The organism is Bifidobacterium ramosum (assembly GCF_009299505.1).
GTDB lineage: Bacteria > Actinomycetota > Actinomycetes > Actinomycetales > Bifidobacteriaceae > Bifidobacterium > Bifidobacterium ramosum.
The window spans coordinates 65,442-81,578 of record NZ_WBSM01000008.1 but is presented as its reverse complement, the minus strand read 5'-3'; the positions used below and the strand labels follow the sequence as shown (position 1 = coordinate 81,578).

Below are 16,137 nucleotides of genomic sequence, written 5' to 3'. Positions count from 1 at the left end.
GGAGAGTCGCGGATTTCTTGCGGCATGCTCGCGAAGGCGTCGGGGGAGCGGTCGCGGCGCATGTCCTCGCGCCACGCGGAGCATCGGATATGGTCGCTTCGGTCGTAAACGTGTGCTATTCTTCCGTAGGTGCGCTAAACGCCCTCGTATCCCAATTGGTAGAGGAAGCAGCCTCAAAATCTGCGCAGTGTGGGTTCGAGTCCCACCGAGGGCACGCGATTTCGGAACGAGCGCACGTTTTCTGGGATGCCATAAGACGTGGCGCATATATTCGGTGATCGCCGCATAATTGTTTTTCTCGGCCGGGCACAGGGCGATGAACGGGCCCGACCACGGATGAAAGAGGTTGGCATGGTCGCAAGGGATAAAACCTCGGAAACACCTGAATCGCTGGGAGTGGTGTTGACGGATGACGAGCTGAAGGCGGCCGCGCAGGCCAGCGACGCCGCGGCGGAGCCGGAGGAGGTCCCCGCCGACGAGAACCGTCAGCGCACCGTCGTGGTGGCCGAGGACGAGTCCGTCAACCGCATGGATCTCGTGGCCATGCTCGAGGACAACGGCTACAAGGTCGTCGGCGAAGCCGCCAACGGCGAAGAGGCCGTCGAACTGACCCGCAAGTTCCGTCCGGACGTCGTGTGCATGGACGTCAAGATGCCGCGTATGGACGGCATCGCCGCGGCCGGCGTGATCTGCGACGAGAACATCGCCCCGGTCGTCATGCTCACCGCGTTCTCCCAGCCCGATCTGGTGCGTCAGGCCACCGGCGCCGGCGCCATGGCATACGTGACCAAGCCGTACGAGGAGTCCAAGCTGCTGCCGGCCCTTGAGGTCGCGATGGGCCGCTTCGCCGAGATCAACGATCTGCTCGACACCGTCGAGCGCGGCGAGAACAAGCTCAAGAGCGCCCAGGAAGAGCTCAAGAAGATGGAGGCCCAGCTCAAGAAGGCCGAGGACACGCTGGAGGAACGCAAGCTCGTCGACCGCGCCAAGGGCCTGCTCATGGACAAGGCCGACTTCTCCGAGCAGGGCGCCTTCCGCTGGATCCAGAAGACCTCGATGGACCAGCGCATCCCCAAGAAGCGTCTGGCTATGGCCATCATCGCCAAGTACGGCGATCCCAAGCCGGAAAGCAACGATGACTGAGGCATCGCAAGCCACACTCGATACGCGCGGAACGCTCCTGGTCGTTGACGGCCATTCGCTGGCGTTCCGCGCGTTTTTCGCTCTACCGGTCGAGAACTTCAGCACGCAGGACGGCCAGGCCACCAACGCCGTGTGGGGGTTCGCCACGATGCTGTCGCAGGTCGTCGACGCCGAACGGCCCGACCACCTCGCCGTCGCGTTCGACGTCAAGGGCGGCACGTTCCGCAACACCCTGCTGCCGCAGTACAAGGGCACCCGCGATGCGGCCCCCGAGGAACTGCTCACCCAGCTGCCGCTCATCCAGAAGATGCTCACCGCGCTTGGCGTCACGTACATCGAAAAGCCCGGGTATGAGGGCGACGACGTGATCGGCACGCTCGCCACCATGGGCGCCGACGCCGGCTACCATACGCTGGTGCTGTCCGGCGACCGCGACGCCTTCCAGCTCATCAGCGACCGGATCACCGTGCTGTACCCCGGCCACCACTTCAAGGACCTCAAGCACATGACGCCCGAGGCCGTCGAGGAGAAATACCACGTGCGTCCGGACCAGTACCCCGATCTGGCGGCGCTGCGCGGCGAGACGGCCGACAACATTCCCGGCGTGCCGGGCGTGGGCGACGGGTTCGCCGCCAAATGGATCAACCAGTACGGCGGACTCGACGGCATCATCGAACATGCCGACGAGATCAAAGGCAAGAAGGGCGAGGCGCTGCGCGACAGCATCGATCAGGTACGCCTCAACCGCAAGGTCAACGCGCTGGTGCGCGACCTCGACCTCGGCGTCGGCCTCGACGACCTCACCTTCGGCAAGTCCGACGTCAACGCCGTGGACGCGCTGTTCAAGACCCTTGAATTCGGTTCGCGCACGCGCAGCAAGGTGCTCAAGTCGTTCAACGGCGGCAGCACCGTGCATGGCGGCGAATCCTCGGCCGATGCCGGTGATCCCACCGCGGAACAGGTACTCACCGTCCCCGAGCGTGTCGACATCCACGACGTCGGCATGCTGAATGACTGGATGGACGCGCAACTGCAGGCCCATCTTGACGACGATGCGGCCAACGCGTCCGCAGACGTCATCGCCGACCGGGCGCGTGCCGCCGCGGTCCTTGACGTCAGGGGGTCGGCGAAGCCGGGGCGCACGCGTTGCGACGGCATCGCGCTGACCATAGGCGGGCAGGCGGTCATGCTCGACGTGCCGGCGGCCGACGACGAGTCCGCATCCGCCAAAGCGCTGCGGTCCGCACTGCAGACGTTCCTGAATCGCCATGCGGATCATCTGCTCGTCTACGGCTACAAGGAGCAGCTGCACATGCTCGCCGCGGTCGGACTGACCCTGCCGCAGCCGCTGTTCGACGCGAAGCTGGCCGGCTATCTGGTCGATCCGGACTTTCACGCGGAATCCGTCGAACAGGCCGCCGAACATTTCCTCGACATCCATCCGGACGACGGCGACACGCCCAGCCAAGGACAGCTTGACTTCGACGTGACCGACGATGCGGCGGCTGATGCAGACGGGGCCTCGGACGATACGCGTGAGGCCGAACGCCGCGAGCTTACCCGGCTCGCCGTGATGCAGACCCTCGCATGGCATCTGGCGGTGGTGCTTGATGGATACCACCAGTACCGGCTGCTGGCGTCCATCGAAATGCCGGCGTCCCGCGTGCTGTACGGCATGGAGTCCGCCGGCGCGTGCGTCGACATGAACCGCCTGACGACCATGCGCGACCAGTTCGCCGCCGATGCCCGGCAGGCGCAGGAGATGGCATGGGACTGCGCCGGCAGCCGCGTCAACCTGCAAAGCCCCAAGCAGCTGCAGAAGGTGCTGTTCGAGGACATGGGCCTCAAAGGCACCAAACGCACCAAGTCCGGCACCTACACGACCAGCGCGTCCGTGCTGCAGGACCTGTACGTCAAGTACGCGGGCGACGAGCGGGCCAGCGGCTTCCTCGGCGCGCTGCTGCGGCATCGTGAGACCAACAAGCTCAAGCAGATCGTGCAGACGCTCATCGATGCGGTGAACCCCGCCGACGGCCGCATCCACACCACGTTCGAACAGACCGTGGCGGCGACGGGCCGTTTGAGCTCGGTCGACCCGAACCTGCAGAACATCCCGAACCGCAATGCGGCCGGCCGTGAGATCCGTTCCGCGTTCGTGCCCGGCGACGGCTATGCGTCGCTGCTCAGCTGCGACTACTCGCAGGTCGAGCTGCGCATCATGGCCGACCGTTCCGGCGATGAGGCGCTTATCGAGGCGTTCCGTTCCGGCGCCGACTTCCACAAGTACGTCGCGTCGCTCGTCTATGGTGTGCCGGTCGATCAGATCACCGCCGACCAGCGCAGCCACGTCAAGGCGATGAGCTACGGCCTCGCCTACGGGCTGAGCACATACGGTCTCGCGCAGCAGCTCAAAATCCGTCCGGCCCACGCCGAGGAGCTCAAACAGAAGTACTTCGCCACGTTCGGCAAGGTGCACGACTATCTCGAATCGCTCGTCGCCGACGCCCGCGCGAACGGGTACACCGAGACGATGTTCGGCCGCAGACGGTATTTCCCCGGACTGTCGTCGACGAACCGCAACCTGCGCGAGGCGGCCGAACGCGCCGCGCTCAACGCGCCGATTCAGGGATCGGCCGCCGACATCATGAAGATCGCCATGATTCATGCCGATCAGGCGTTGCGTGGCGCCGGGGTGAAGAGCCGCATCATCCTGCAGATCCACGACGAACTCGTCGTCGAGGTCGCGCCCGGCGAGGCCGAGCGGGTGCGTGCGCTGGTCGCCGACGCGATGGAGCACGCGGTCACGCTGTCCGTGCCTCTGGACGTGTCCACCGGCATCGGCGACGACTGGCAGCTCGCCGCGCACTGACGAACCGATGGCGAGAGGCGAGGCCGGCCGGAATGCTCCCCTCAGTCATCCTGCGGATGACAGCTCCCCTCAGCGAGGGGAGCTAGCGGACGGACAGTGGCTCCCCTCGCTGAGGGGAGCTGTCGGCGCAGCCGACTGAGGGGAGCATACACGACTCCCGCATAAGGAGGAAATCATGCCCACGCTGGCACAGGTCGTCAACGTACTGGAAACGTTGTATCCGCTGCGATACGCGGAAAGCTGGGACGCGCCCGGGCTGATCGTCGGCGACCCGTCCGCATCGGTCACCCGCATCGCGTTCGCGGCCGACCCGACCGCCGCCGTCATCGACACCGCGATCGAACACGGCGCTGATGTGTTGGTGACCCATCACCCGTTGCTGTTCCGTTCGGTGCATCAGGTGTCCGGATTGGGCACGCGCGGTGACATCGTCCGCAAACTCTACCAGTCCGGCTGCGCGTTGTGGGTCGGTCATACCAACGCCGATGCGGCGTATCGCGGCGTGGGGCAGGCCGCCGCCGACCTGTTTGGACTGGTCGACCAGCACCCGCTGGTGCCGATCCATGACGACGAGGCCGCCGCGGCCGGCCATGAGGTCGGTCTCGGCCGCGTCGGCCGACTCGAACGGCCGATGACCTTCGCGGCATTCGCGCAGCGTGTCGCCGGCGTGCTGCCGCACACCGAACTCGGCGTGCAGGCGTGCGGTCCGCTCGATCAGATGGTCGAGACCGTAGCCGTGCTGCCCGGTTCCGGCGACTCGCTGTTCGACGAGGTGCGCGCCAGCGGCGCGGACGTGTACGTGACCAGCGACCTGCGCCATCATCCCGCCACCGACGCGATCGAACAGGCGCGCTACGAGGCGGGCCTGCGCGCGCAGGGCATCGCCGTCGGGCACGGCGACGACCGTATCCGGCCGTTGATGATCAACACGCCGCATTCCGCCATAGAATCATTGTGGTTCCGCTATGCGGTCGACGACGTGCCGGCCGCGGTCGCGCAGGCGACCGGCACGCGGCCGGAGTCGGAATGGCTGCGCATGAGCACCGATCCATGGACGCTGCGGCTGTAGCGGGTCTGCGACAGGGGAGAGGATACGCATGCATGACATCATCGATATGGACGCGCCGGTCGAAGTACGCTCGCGCGCGACCGTCTACCGCGGGGCGATCTTCTCCGTCGAGGACATGACCATCGCCCTGCGCCGTCGCGACGGCGGCACCGTCGACATCCGTCGGCAGGTGTTGCGACACGCGCCCTGCGTCGTCATGCTCGTCCACGACGCAACCGCCGACCGATACCTCATCGAACGCGAATACCGCGTCGGCTCCGACCGATTCGCCTACGGTATCCCCGCCGGACTCATGAACCCCGGCGAGGACCCACGTACCGCCGCGCTGCGCGAACTCGCCGAGGAAACCGGCGTTGTACCGGCCGATCCCGACGCGCTGACCGTCGACCACGTCGGCGACTACTACTCGTCCGAAGGCATGACCGACGAACTCGCACATATCATGGTGCTGCATCTGACGCGCATCGCGCAGGTCCCACGCCATCTCGACGCGGACGAACACGTGGACTCCGCATGGGTCGGCTGGGACGAGCTGCTCGCCCTGCCGGTCACCGCATCGAACTCGATCATCGCGATCCAGCACGAGCAGATACGCCGGTTGCGAAACGGCCGGTGAGCCGCCGAATACCAGGGCATGTCACCCACGCATTCGGCAAAGTTCACCGGAAACGCCGTCTTCCGTTGCTTTGGCGTGAGATACTTGGGATATGCAAGTCAGACCAGGTTTGATGTACCCGCTCGGCGCCAGCTACGACGGTGCCGGCGTCAATTTCGCATTGTTCTCCCAAGTTGCCGACAAAGTCGAACTGTGCCTGTTCGATGACGACGATCACGAGACGCGTATCGAAATGACCGAACAGAACTCGTACGTATGGCACAACTACATCTCCGGCATCCAGCCGGGACAACGCTACGGCTACCGCGTCTACGGTCCGTATGATCCGAACCAGGGCCTACGCTGCAATCCGAGCAAACTGCTGCTCGACCCGTACGCCAAGGCCATCGAAGGCAACATCGACGGCGATGAAAGTCTGTTCTCCTACTGGTTCGCTTCGCCCGGCGACGTCACCAAGCGCAACGACCTCGACTCGGCCGAGCACACCATGAAATCCGTCGTCGTCAACCCGTACTTCGACTGGAGCAACGACCAGCATCCGAACATCCCGTACCACGACTCGGTCATCTACGAGGCGCACGTGCGCGGCCTGACCAACCTCAACCGCGACGTGCCGCCGGACATTCGCGGCACCTACGCGGGCCTCGCGTATCCGACCGTCATCGAATACCTCAAGAAGCTCGGCGTCACCGCCATCGAGCTCATGCCGATCCACCAGTTCGTCAACGACACGTTTCTGCAGGAAAAAGGTCTGTCGAACTACTGGGGATACAACACGATCGGCTTCTTCGCACCGCACAACGCATACTCGTCGTCCGGCGAACGCGGCCAGCAGGTCAACGAATTCAAGTCGATGGTCAAGGCCTACCACCGCGCCGGCATGGAAGTCATCCTCGATGTCGTGTACAACCACACCGCCGAAGGCAACCACATGGGCCCGACCCTGAGCTTCAAGGGCATCGACAACCGGGCGTACTACCGTCTCGTCGACAACGACCAGCGGCACTACTTCGACACCACCGGCACCGGCAACTCGCTGCTCATGCGCTCGCCGCACGCGTTGCGCCTCATCACCGATTCGCTGCGCTACTGGGTGTCCGAAATGCACGTCGACGGCTTCCGCTTTGATCTGGCGGCCACGCTCGCCCGCCAGTTCCAGGAGGTCGACAAACTGTCCGCGTTCTTCGACATCGTCGAACAGGATCCGATCATCAGCCGCGTCAAGCTCATCGCCGAACCGTGGGACCTTGGCTCCGGCGGTTATCAGGTCGGCGGCTTCCCGTCCAGCTGGTCCGAATGGAACGGCCGGTACCGCGATTGCGTGCGCGACTTCTGGCGCTCGCAGCCGTCCACGCTGCCCGAGTTCGCATCACGCCTCATGGGTAGCTCCGACCTGTACCAGATGAACGGCCGACGCCCGGTCGCCTCCGTCAACTTCATCACCGCGCACGACGGCTTCACCATGAACGACCTCGTGAGCTACAACGAGAAGCACAACGAGGCCAACGGCGAAGGCAACCGCGACGGCGAATCCAACAACCGCTCGTGGAACTGCGGCGTCGAAGGACCGACCACGATCCCGGACGTGGTCGACCTGCGCGAACGGCAGATGCGCAACATGTTCGCCACGCTGCTCGTCAGCCAGGGCATCCCGATGATCTGCGGCGGCGACGAAGTGGCCCGCACCCAGCAGGGCAACAACAACGCGTACTGCCAGGACAACGAGATCTCGTGGACCAACTGGGACCTCAACGATTCACAGAAGGACCTGTTCGAGTTCGTGTCCAAGCTCATCCACCTGCGGCTCGAGCATCCGGTGCTGCACCGGCGCCGCTTCTTCTCCGGACGCGAGCAGGGCGACGCGCCCGACAAGCTGCCGCAGGTCGAATGGTTCGACCACACCGGGTCGATCATGGACATGGAGGACTGGCAGAACACGCACGCGTTCTCGGTGATGATCTTCCTCAACGGGTCGAACATCCCCGAAATGGACTACTACGGCAACCAGCTCGTCGACAACGACTTCATCCTCATCTTCAACGCGCACTACGAGCCGATCATGTTCACGCTGCCCGACGAGAAATACGGGCGCAAGTGGCAGCTCATCGTGGACACGCACAACCCGAAAGGGCCGGAACTGAGCTACGAGGCAGGTTTTGTGATCACCGCGCAATCGCGCAGCTTCCTGCTGCTCAAGAGCGCAAAGGATCCGAGGAAGCGGCAAAACCATCTGTTCCGCGCGTAAGGCGCGGTTGACCGTGATTGGTTAGTGGCTCCCCTCTCTGTGGGGAGCCACGTTCAAATGATTGGACGGCATCGGTAGTGGCTCCCCTCGCTGAGGGGAGCTGTCAGCTGTGCTGACTGAGGGGAGCCGACGGTACGTACCTCTCGCAGTCATCCCGTCAGTCCTGCCCATCGCCGCTCAGCGATCCGCGGCCAGTCGCGACTCGATCTTCTCGGCTGGCTGCTGCACCGTGGTCGCATGGGCGACCGCCTGCGCATCCGCCACGCCGCTCGCCGCCGCGGATGCCGCGATATCGAGCCGGTCGGCCTGGATGCGCACCAGCTGCATCTGCACGCGGTCGGCTTCGATCGCCGCGATCTGCCGCGAGAACACGATGAACCAGCCGAGGAAGAACGCGCACGCCAACGCTTCGAGGTTGGTGAGCGTATCGTAGCCGCGCAGCATGTAGATGCCGAAACCCGCGCAGATCGCGATCGCGAGGTCGGAGATCGCGTACATGGCCTTCGGCATGCGCGGCGCCAGCCACGGCAGGGCGAGCAGCAGCACGCCCATGATGAGCGGCAGTCCCTTTGCGCACACATTGTGCATGATGTAGTGCGGCGTGTAGCGGAACACGCCGATGCCGATGAACGCCAGACCGGAGACGGTGAGCAGCAGCGACAGGATCACGATGCGCACCTTGAAATGCCTGATCTCGGCATGGTCGACCTCGTCGCCGTATTGTTCGTGCCACAGTCGTTCGAGCCGTTGCGTGGTGATGAGCTCGGACACGGCGAAGTAGCTGACGATGATGACGCAGGTGCCGGCGAGGATGAGCGTCGCGTTGAACATGGTCGCCGCGAACGTGGTGCGGTCGCCGAGTTGCGAGAAGTTGTTGTGGTACCAGTACGGGTCGTCGGTGGTGAGCCCAGCGGTGCTTACGCCGGAGATCACGAAGAACGGCAACAGCGAGGCGAGCGTCTTCGCGTTCATGAGCTCGGCCTGTACGAACGTCATATAACCCGCCACGCCCGCGAATCCGGCGCAGGCGGCCGGCATGTAGCCGGCGAGCAGATGCATGCCCATCACCGTGTTCACCACGCTGAACAGCGCGAACGACGACAGGAAGATCGTGGCTGCGTACACGACCGACAGGGCGAGGATCTCGAAGATGCGGCGGACCGGCACCCACCAGCCGTGCTTGAGCGTGAACGAGCGGGAATTGCTCGAATATCCTACCGCGAATGAAATCACGCCGCATGCCGCGATGATGGCCGCCGCTACGGTGAATCGGCGCTGCGTGACCTGCCAGATGGCGGGCGCGAGATCGAGATACAGCTTCATGCCGAAGAACGCGATGATCGCGCAGATGAGGAACGACACCAATCCCAACGTCTCCGCCCGCTGATGCCGTCCCATCGGTGAACCTCCCTGCTGCGCCGCGCCGTGTTGCGCTCCGCCCTCATTGTAGTAGGAACGTACGTCCGCGGCGGGGCCGGCTTCGTCGGCTGCCTCGGGATAATCGCTGGTTATACACGCTCAGACGACGCTCAGCGTGTATAACCAGCGATTATCCCGAGTGGTTGGGCCGTCCGGTCCAGACGTCCGGTACAATGGGTGATTGTCGTTTTCGCGTGGGTGCGCTCGCGTATGGCGGCATCGGGGCGTAGCGCAGCTTGGTAGCGCGCCTGCTTTGGGAGCAGGATGTCGCAGGTTCGAATCCTGTCGCCCCGACCGGTGAGGCCTTATTCCCGCAATGGAATAGGGCCTTGTTGTTTCGCCGGCGCGGTGCTCCTGCCATGTCGGCGGCTGCGGAGCGTCGATCGGGGCATCTGTCGCGTGTCGCGATTTGACGGAATCGCGATCGGCCTATACAGTACCTACCTGTTGTCTGATGACGGCACTCGTCCGGGTGGCGGAATGGTAGACGCGCTAGCTTGAGGTGCTAGTGCCTATGTTATACAGGCGTGTGGGTTCAAGTCCCATCTCGGACACTGGAACAACCCCGTGGAAACACGGGGTTTTCTTGTATCTGTCGCTGATCGTGGCGGCATATGCCATATGCTTGCCTGATAAGGAAGGACCTCACATGCTCGTGGCGTCATGCGTGTTTGCGATACTTGCCGGACTGCTTCATGTGCTGATCTTCGTACTGGAATCGTTCCGGTGGACCGACTCGAAGACGATGAAGATCTTCTCCATTGCCTCGGCCAAGGAGGCCGAAGCGACGAAGGAGATGGCCTACAATCAGGGATTCTACAATTTGTTCCTCGGTGTCATGGCTTTGGTGGGTGCCGTGACCGTTCTGGCCGGTCACCATACCGTCGGCATCACGCTGATGGCCGCCGGCACGCTGTCCATGGCGCTCGCCGCCATGGTGCTGTTCGCGGGCAGCCCCGACAAGCGCGGGGCGGCCGCCAAGCAGTTCGCGTTCCCCGCACTCGCGCTGGTGTTCCTGCTGATCTCCTTCGTCCTGTAGACGGCTTGTATCGCGTCGCACTGGCGACTGTCCTCGATCGACTGGCGTAGACAATCGCAAGGTGAATCATATGAAGCATCCGATATCGTTACATATCCGTGCATACCGATCGGATGACGCCGCCGCGACGATGGATGTGTTCCGCCGCGCCGTCACCGAGACCTCGTCATGCGATTACGACGACGAGCAAGTTCGCACGTGGGCCGGCAATACGGGAACGCCGACGCAATGGAATACGCGGCGGTCGGCAGCGCGTACGTGGGTCGCGGAGACGGCGGATCACCGGCCATCGATCGTCGGCTTCATCGACATCGACGACACCGGCTATATCGACATGCTGTTCGTCGACCCGTCGATCGCACGTCGCGGCGTCGCCTCGCAACTGCTCGACCAAGTGGAGCGGTACGCGGCCGCCAACGATATCGCACGGCTCTCCGTCCACGCCAGCATCACCGCGCAGCCGTTCTTCCACCGTCACGGGTTCCGTGCGGTCGAAACGCGGCATCCGCAGATCGGCGACGTGACGTTCGTCAACTATCTCATGATCAAACCGATGCCGGTATGATCGATGCCATGCGCATTGCGATCATCGGATACAGCGGCAGCGGCAAATCGACGTTGGCGAGGAAGCTCGGCGAACGGTTGGCCATCCCGGTCATGTACCTTGACCAAGTACACTGGCTGCCCGGATGGAAAGAACGTGATGACGATGACGCTCGTGCCGTCGTCGCCACGTTCATGAACGATCACGAATCGTGGGTCATTGAAGGCAACTATACGAATCTGCTGTATGACGAACGCATGACGCAAGCCGACGTCATCATCGTCATGCTGTTCGGCCGATTCCGATGCTGCGCGCGGGCCGTTCGCCGCTGGCTGCGCTACCGCGGCGCCAGTCGGCCGGATATGACGCCGGGCTGTCCGGAGAAGATCGATGCCGAATTCGCATGGTGGCTGCTCATCAAGGGACGCAATGCCGCCCGTCGGCAACGATTCGTCGACACGGCGTATGCACATCCCGACACGGCGATCATCGTACGCAATCCCGCGCAACTTGCCCACGTGCGAACCATCATCGAACGATCCCAGAAATAACCGGCAGACGGACGTTGCGCCGGCTGTACGATCGCATTAGGCGTCGCCGTTGATGCCGGTGTTCGTCATGCGATGGGCGTATTGCCGGTATGCGGTATACGTAGCATCATGATCGCCAGTCATATGTGAGACGTACGGTCGAAACAGTCAGAAAAGAGGAGAGAACGGCATATGGTCACATCGCATCGCAGTCGTGTGGTGATCGTCGGCACGGGTAGCGTCGGTGCGGCGACCGCCGGCGCCATCGTCCTGCAGGGATTGTGCGACGAACTGGTGCTTATCAACCACAATCCCGATAAGGCGTCCGGACTGGCCATGGATCTCATGGACGGTTCCGACTACACAGGCCGGTTCGTGTCCATTCGCCGCGGCGACTGGGCCGACTGCCGCGACGCCGACATCGTGATCGTCACGGCCGGACCAAAACCGAAACCCGGCGAGACGCGGTTCCAGGAGCTCGGTGCGGCCGTCGACATCGTCGACCCGATCCTGTGCGCCATCCGCGACTCCGGATTCGACGGCATCCTTATCATGGTCTCCAATCCGGTCGACGTGCTCAGCTGGTTCGCATGGAAGCGCACCGGGCTGCCACGTGCGCAGGTCATCGGTTCCGGTACGGCGCTCGACACATCCCGCATGAAGGCGATCATCGGCGACATCACCAGACTCGACCCGCGTATGGTGTCCGGCTATGTGATCGGCGAGCATGGCGACTCCCAGTTCGTGCCGTGGTCCACGGTCTCGTTCGTTGGCAAAAGCTTCACCCGATATCTGCAGGACAACCGGTCCCGCTATGTGGATATCACATTGGACGGCATCGAGGAACGGACGCGGCGGCGCGGGCTGCTCATCAAGTCGCTGCGCGGCGGCACCAGTCAGGGCATCGCCGCCACCGTGGCCGGACTGGCACGCACGATCCTGTGGGACGAGCGGCGCGTGGTTCCCGTTTCCACGCTGATCGACGGCGAATACGAATACGACGAGCACGACGTGTTCCTGAGTCTGCCGGTCGCGTTGAACGCCGACGGCGTGGGTGATTTCGTCGACCTGCATCTCGACGAGAGCGAGCTGGCCAAGTTCCATCGGTCCGCGCGCATCGTGCGTGAGCATTGCGCGATGATCGCGGATCGTCTGTAGAGGAGTGCTTGACTGTGATGGTGCCGGTACGCATCCGCGCATACCGATCGGAGGACGCCGTCGCGACGATGGCGGGTGATATGCCGTCGGTCGTCGGTTTCATCGACATCGACGACACCGGATACATGGATATGCTGTTCGTCGATCCGACGGTCGCACGTCACGGCGTCGCGTCGCGACTGCTTGATCACGTGGAACGGTACGCAGCCGGCGGCGGCATCGCGCGGCTGTCCGTCCACGCCAGCATCACCGCACGGCCGTTCTTCCTGCGTCACGGGTTTCGCACGGTCGCCGCACGGCATCCGCATATCGGCGAGGTGACGTTCGTCAACTATCTCATGGCGCGGGAGACGCGGTTCCCGGGATTACGCTCGGAAAATCCCGGGAACTGAAGCATGTTCACATGAACAAGCCCATGCACGTCATATCGCGGTTGGCTACTGACGTGATGTTCATTATTGTGCGTCTGCCGGTTCCCGGGATGGAATGCGGTAATCCCGGGAACCGGACCCATACAGAAATCCTGTATCGCGCGTTGCCGTGCCGTGGCGGTTGCCGAATAATCAAGGCAACAATATCCGGACATAGAGAAACGAGCACATCATGGAACGTCCGTCACGCATCCGCATCGTCGGCAGGCCGCCGCGTAGGGTCATCGCTATCGCCGCGGCCATCGTCCTCGCGGCACTGCTGATCCCGCTGGGGCGGGCGCTGGTCGTACGCGCGGCCTACGCGAACGTCATCGTCACATCATCCGATCGGTGGACTGATCATTGCAGCGACATCGCAACAAATGACGACTCGCTCGCGATCGACCGCACGCGTGCCGTCACGGTCAACGGCGAGGCCAATCCGCTGATGTGCACGTTCCGTGATCCTGCCGCCGCATTGCGCGCCCTTCGCGACACCGCCGACCTGTCCGACCTTCAACGGCACTGCATCCTGCCGCTCAACGCGCTGACGTGGCGCTGCTACGCCGGCTGGGTCGCCGGCAACGCACCGTACGACGATCCGCAGGTCGCTGCGTTCTTCGACATCTACGAGAACACGGCCGACAACGATCGCATCGTCACGACGCTCGCCGCCATGCAACGACGTGCCAAGAACGGCACGCTCACCGATGGTCAGCTCGGCGAACTGGCCATGCTGTTCCCCGACTACGCACCCGTCAGCCGGTACGTACGTACGTATGCGGACGATGCGGCGACGGCCGACGAGTGATATCGATATGACCGGTCGATCAAGGGAGGCTGATATGACGGACATCATGGAACGGATGACGGACGAGCGCAATGACCACGAACGGGCGTTGCCGACGATCATGACGATACTCGCCGTCGCGGTGCCGATACTGGTCCTCGTCGGCGGACTGGGACTGAGCCACTGGTACACGCACCGCACGGCCGACACATCGCACATCGTCTATGAATATTCGCGGTCCACGAAATTCACCAAGGCACAGCTCGACGCGGCCGGACGGAAGACCGCTGACGTGTTCTCCGGTTTCGGCGGGTGCACAATCGAACGGATCTCCTATGACGAGACGCAGGCCGACAGACTCCTTGATCTGGAGGACGAATCCAAGGCCGCATCGCCGTCCTATTGGTCGAGGATCTACGATGCCTACCACCGGTACGGACGCAACCGCATCTTCATCGCCACCGTCGACTTCACCTGCGACGGCGGCGACGCATCGCTCGGTTCCGGCGAACAATCGATGACTGACTACCTGTATCTCAACGACGACGGCAGAACCTGGACCGAAATCGATCACGGCAACGGCTGACGGACGGACGCGCGGCATAATGGATGACGAAACCATCTATGCCGTCAAGGAGGAACCATGGCCATAGAGAATGCCAAGGCGCTGATCATCGTGAACAACTGGGGCATCGAGGAGACAGAACTGACCCGTCCGCTGCGCGACCTCAAGGCCGCAGGCGCGAAGGTCACGCTCGCGGCGACCGAACTGGAGCCGTGCGAAACCGTGCAGCATGATCGCTACGAAGGCGAGACGCTCACGCCGGACACCAAGCTGTCCGACGTGCAGGCCGCCGATTACGACCTGCTCGTTGTGCCGGGCGGCACCTGCAACGTCGATCGTCTGCGCGTGAACGAGGATGCGATCACGCTCGCGCAGGAGTTCGCGCATGAAGGCAAGCCGATCGCCGCGATCTGCCACGGCGCATGGCTGCTCGTCAATGCCGGTCTGATGGAAGGCAAGACCGCGTCCCCGTGCCGCTACATCGCGGCCGATATTGAGAACGCGGGCGGCCACTACGTCAACGAGGAAGTGACCGTCGACGATGCGAACGGCTGGCGATTCATCACCTCGCGCACGCCCGCCGACCTTGACGCGTTCGTCGACGCGATCAAGAACACGCTTGCCTGATCGCCGCAGATTGATGCCGACGGCGATGCTGTATTGCGCCGCACGATGAAGCCATGTGTGATGATCATGTGTGATGCGTGGCGGTTTTCGCTCGCTGAGCCCCGTGCCAGCGAGCGAAAACCGCCACGTTACGTTGTATGGGTATGTGGAACCGTTCCGCGTGATACGTGCCGCGAAAAACGCTAGGCGATGAAGCGCAGGTAGGTGCGGTCGTCGAACGAATCCCGACCGGGTGTGAAGCCCTTGGTGGTGCGGTAGTCGCGGATGAGCTGTGGGTCGTCGCGATGCAGCCGGCTCAGTTCGCGTTCCGACTCGGCGAGCGTCGGACGCAACAGGGGATAGCCGTCCGAGGCGAGCGCCACCTCATCACCGGGGTTGACCGGAACCGTGCGAATCGGATATGTCGGGTCGGTGAATCCGTCGAAGACGAAATAGCCGTATTCGCCGCGACGGTTCGCGAACCGCGACTGCAATCGCAGAAACGGCAGGATCATGTCACGGGCGGGATCGTCCGTGTCGCGCGTCTTTGTATGACTGCCACTTGCCACGGATGCCGATGCCGATGTCATGTCATCATCCTGCCCACGATACGATTCGTCGTCGCCCAACGTTAATGCCTGCGCGGCGAACGATCGCAGTTCGCTCAGCAGCTCGTCCACACGTTTCAGGGTCGGCGTCTGCACGCCGTTCACCATGATCTGGCAGTCGCCGAACAGCCATGCCTCATGCCGGTATGCACTGTAGATCACCGCGTTCGCCTGCAACCGTTCCCACGGCTCACGCTCGAACAACGTCGCATCGGCGTCGACCGTCGCATATCGTGCTCGCAAACAGTCATCCAGCACCGTCTGCGCCTGCCGCATCGTCGCTTTCGCAGACAAACCGACGATCGCATTCAGCAGCAGATTCTTCGCGACGACCCCGCCGCTCGGCTGCCACAAACGACGCACGCTCTTGCTCGTCACCCCATCCACCACGGCCGCAAAACCGTCCGTGACGGCCAAGCCATCCTCGTTCAACGACTGGTCGGCACGTTTGCCCCGACAACACCGTTCGATCACACGCATGCCATCCACCATAGTCACGGCATGCGAATGCGGACGCCCGCCCGCC

At 63.3% G+C, this 16,137-nt stretch carries 15 protein-coding genes and 3 tRNA genes; 16 read left to right on the top strand and 2 right to left on the bottom strand.

From position 1 onward, the window contains the following. Positions 1-140: 140 nt before the first annotated feature. From DSM100688_RS08055 to glgX, 6 genes are all read left to right on the top strand, one after another. A tRNA-Leu gene (locus DSM100688_RS08055) sits at positions 141-214 on the top strand. A 137-nt stretch (positions 215-351) separates the two neighbouring features. Further along, complete coding sequence (locus tag DSM100688_RS08050; RefSeq protein ID WP_152358586.1) at positions 352-1,143, top strand: ANTAR domain-containing response regulator; 792 nt, start codon at positions 352-354, stop codon at positions 1,141-1,143. Continuing rightward, complete coding sequence (gene polA / locus DSM100688_RS08045; RefSeq protein WP_152358585.1) at positions 1,136-4,012, top strand: DNA polymerase I; 2,877 nt, start codon at positions 1,136-1,138, stop codon at positions 4,010-4,012. The genes DSM100688_RS08050 and polA overlap by 8 nt, the downstream gene beginning before the upstream one ends. 175 nt (positions 4,013-4,187) lie before the next feature. Then, a complete protein-coding gene (locus DSM100688_RS08040; protein WP_152358584.1) occupies positions 4,188-5,081 on the top strand; it encodes a Nif3-like dinuclear metal center hexameric protein in 894 nt (297 codons plus the stop codon). Positions 5,082-5,109: 28 nt separating this feature from the next. Then, positions 5,110-5,697: an NUDIX hydrolase gene (locus DSM100688_RS08035; RefSeq protein WP_152358583.1), complete on the top strand. Its 588-nt coding sequence runs from the start codon at positions 5,110-5,112 to the stop codon at positions 5,695-5,697. Positions 5,698-5,788: 91 nt separating this feature from the next. Beyond that, a complete protein-coding gene (gene glgX, locus DSM100688_RS08030) occupies positions 5,789-7,942 on the top strand; it encodes a glycogen debranching protein GlgX (protein WP_152358582.1) in 2,154 nt (717 codons plus the stop codon). A gap of 177 nt (positions 7,943-8,119) precedes the next feature. Here the strand turns inward: glgX and DSM100688_RS08025 are convergent, their stop codons facing one another. Next, entirely contained in the window at positions 8,120-9,340 is a 1,221-nt protein-coding gene (locus tag DSM100688_RS08025) for an ABC transporter permease (RefSeq protein WP_152358581.1), read from the bottom strand. A gap of 241 nt (positions 9,341-9,581) precedes the next feature. On the opposite strand from DSM100688_RS08025, the gene DSM100688_RS08020 reads away from it, so the two are divergent. The 10 genes from DSM100688_RS08020 (at position 9,582) to DSM100688_RS07975 (ending at position 15,024) form a co-directional block, all read left to right on the top strand. Further along, positions 9,582-9,655 (top strand) — tRNA-Pro (locus DSM100688_RS08020). Between the two features lie 172 nt (positions 9,656-9,827). After that, positions 9,828-9,915, top strand: a tRNA-Leu gene (locus tag DSM100688_RS08015). Positions 9,916-10,010: 95 nt separating this feature from the next. After that, entirely contained in the window at positions 10,011-10,400 is a 390-nt protein-coding gene (locus tag DSM100688_RS08010; protein ID WP_152358580.1) for a DUF1304 domain-containing protein, read from the top strand. Positions 10,401-10,470: 70 nt separating this feature from the next. Further along, on the top strand, positions 10,471-10,965 hold the full coding sequence (locus DSM100688_RS08005; protein WP_152358579.1) for a GNAT family N-acetyltransferase: 495 nt from the start codon (positions 10,471-10,473) through the stop codon (positions 10,963-10,965). An 8-nt stretch (positions 10,966-10,973) separates the two neighbouring features. Continuing rightward, positions 10,974-11,495 carry a P-loop NTPase family protein gene (locus DSM100688_RS08000; RefSeq protein ID WP_152358578.1) on the top strand — a complete coding sequence of 174 codons (522 nt, stop codon included), beginning with the start codon at positions 10,974-10,976 and terminating at the stop codon, positions 11,493-11,495. Positions 11,496-11,666: 171 nt separating this feature from the next. Next, a complete protein-coding gene (locus DSM100688_RS07995; RefSeq protein ID WP_152358577.1) occupies positions 11,667-12,632 on the top strand; it encodes an L-lactate dehydrogenase in 966 nt (321 codons plus the stop codon). 17 nt (positions 12,633-12,649) lie between these two features. Next, positions 12,650-13,024, top strand: coding sequence for a GNAT family N-acetyltransferase (locus DSM100688_RS07990; RefSeq protein ID WP_204316708.1), 375 nt, complete (start codon positions 12,650-12,652; stop codon positions 13,022-13,024). Between the two features lie 211 nt (positions 13,025-13,235). Continuing rightward, entirely contained in the window at positions 13,236-13,853 is a 618-nt protein-coding gene (locus DSM100688_RS07985) for a hypothetical protein (RefSeq protein WP_152358575.1), read from the top strand. 34 nt (positions 13,854-13,887) lie between these two features. Next, positions 13,888-14,418 carry a hypothetical protein gene (locus DSM100688_RS07980; protein WP_152358574.1) on the top strand — a complete coding sequence of 177 codons (531 nt, stop codon included), beginning with the start codon at positions 13,888-13,890 and terminating at the stop codon, positions 14,416-14,418. Positions 14,419-14,475: 57 nt separating this feature from the next. Continuing rightward, positions 14,476-15,024 (top strand): type 1 glutamine amidotransferase domain-containing protein, encoded by a 549-nt coding sequence (locus tag DSM100688_RS07975; RefSeq protein ID WP_152358573.1) that lies wholly within the window; start codon positions 14,476-14,478, stop codon positions 15,022-15,024. Between the two features lie 182 nt (positions 15,025-15,206). Here the strand turns inward: DSM100688_RS07975 and DSM100688_RS07970 are convergent, their stop codons facing one another. Continuing rightward, positions 15,207-16,091 (bottom strand): hypothetical protein, encoded by an 885-nt coding sequence (locus tag DSM100688_RS07970; RefSeq protein ID WP_152358572.1) that lies wholly within the window; start codon positions 16,089-16,091, stop codon positions 15,207-15,209. Between the last annotated feature and the right edge of the window lie 46 nt (positions 16,092-16,137).

What these genes read in the sequence shown, in the direction of transcription:
- DSM100688_RS08050 (WP_152358586.1), top strand. Translation starts at nt 352, where the DNA reads ATGGTCGCAAGGGATAAAACCTCGGAAACACCTGAATCGCTGGGAGTG.
- polA (WP_152358585.1), top strand. Translation starts at nt 1,136, where the DNA reads ATGACTGAGGCATCGCAAGCCACACTCGATACGCGCGGAACGCTCCTG.
- DSM100688_RS08040 (WP_152358584.1), top strand. Translation starts at nt 4,188, where the DNA reads ATGCCCACGCTGGCACAGGTCGTCAACGTACTGGAAACGTTGTATCCG.
- DSM100688_RS08035 (WP_152358583.1), top strand. Translation starts at nt 5,110, where the DNA reads ATGCATGACATCATCGATATGGACGCGCCGGTCGAAGTACGCTCGCGC.
- glgX (WP_152358582.1), top strand. Translation starts at nt 5,789, where the DNA reads ATGCAAGTCAGACCAGGTTTGATGTACCCGCTCGGCGCCAGCTACGAC.
- DSM100688_RS08025 (WP_152358581.1), bottom strand. Translation starts at nt 9,340, where the DNA reads ATGGGACGGCATCAGCGGGCGGAGACGTTGGGATTGGTGTCGTTCCTC.
- DSM100688_RS08010 (WP_152358580.1), top strand. Translation starts at nt 10,011, where the DNA reads ATGCTCGTGGCGTCATGCGTGTTTGCGATACTTGCCGGACTGCTTCAT.
- DSM100688_RS08005 (WP_152358579.1), top strand. Translation starts at nt 10,471, where the DNA reads ATGAAGCATCCGATATCGTTACATATCCGTGCATACCGATCGGATGAC.
- DSM100688_RS08000 (WP_152358578.1), top strand. Translation starts at nt 10,974, where the DNA reads ATGCGCATTGCGATCATCGGATACAGCGGCAGCGGCAAATCGACGTTG.
- DSM100688_RS07995 (WP_152358577.1), top strand. Translation starts at nt 11,667, where the DNA reads ATGGTCACATCGCATCGCAGTCGTGTGGTGATCGTCGGCACGGGTAGC.
- DSM100688_RS07990 (WP_204316708.1), top strand. Translation starts at nt 12,650, where the DNA reads ATGGTGCCGGTACGCATCCGCGCATACCGATCGGAGGACGCCGTCGCG.
- DSM100688_RS07985 (WP_152358575.1), top strand. Translation starts at nt 13,236, where the DNA reads ATGGAACGTCCGTCACGCATCCGCATCGTCGGCAGGCCGCCGCGTAGG.
- DSM100688_RS07980 (WP_152358574.1), top strand. Translation starts at nt 13,888, where the DNA reads ATGACGGACATCATGGAACGGATGACGGACGAGCGCAATGACCACGAA.
- DSM100688_RS07975 (WP_152358573.1), top strand. Translation starts at nt 14,476, where the DNA reads ATGGCCATAGAGAATGCCAAGGCGCTGATCATCGTGAACAACTGGGGC.
- DSM100688_RS07970 (WP_152358572.1), bottom strand. Translation starts at nt 16,091, where the DNA reads ATGCGTGTGATCGAACGGTGTTGTCGGGGCAAACGTGCCGACCAGTCG.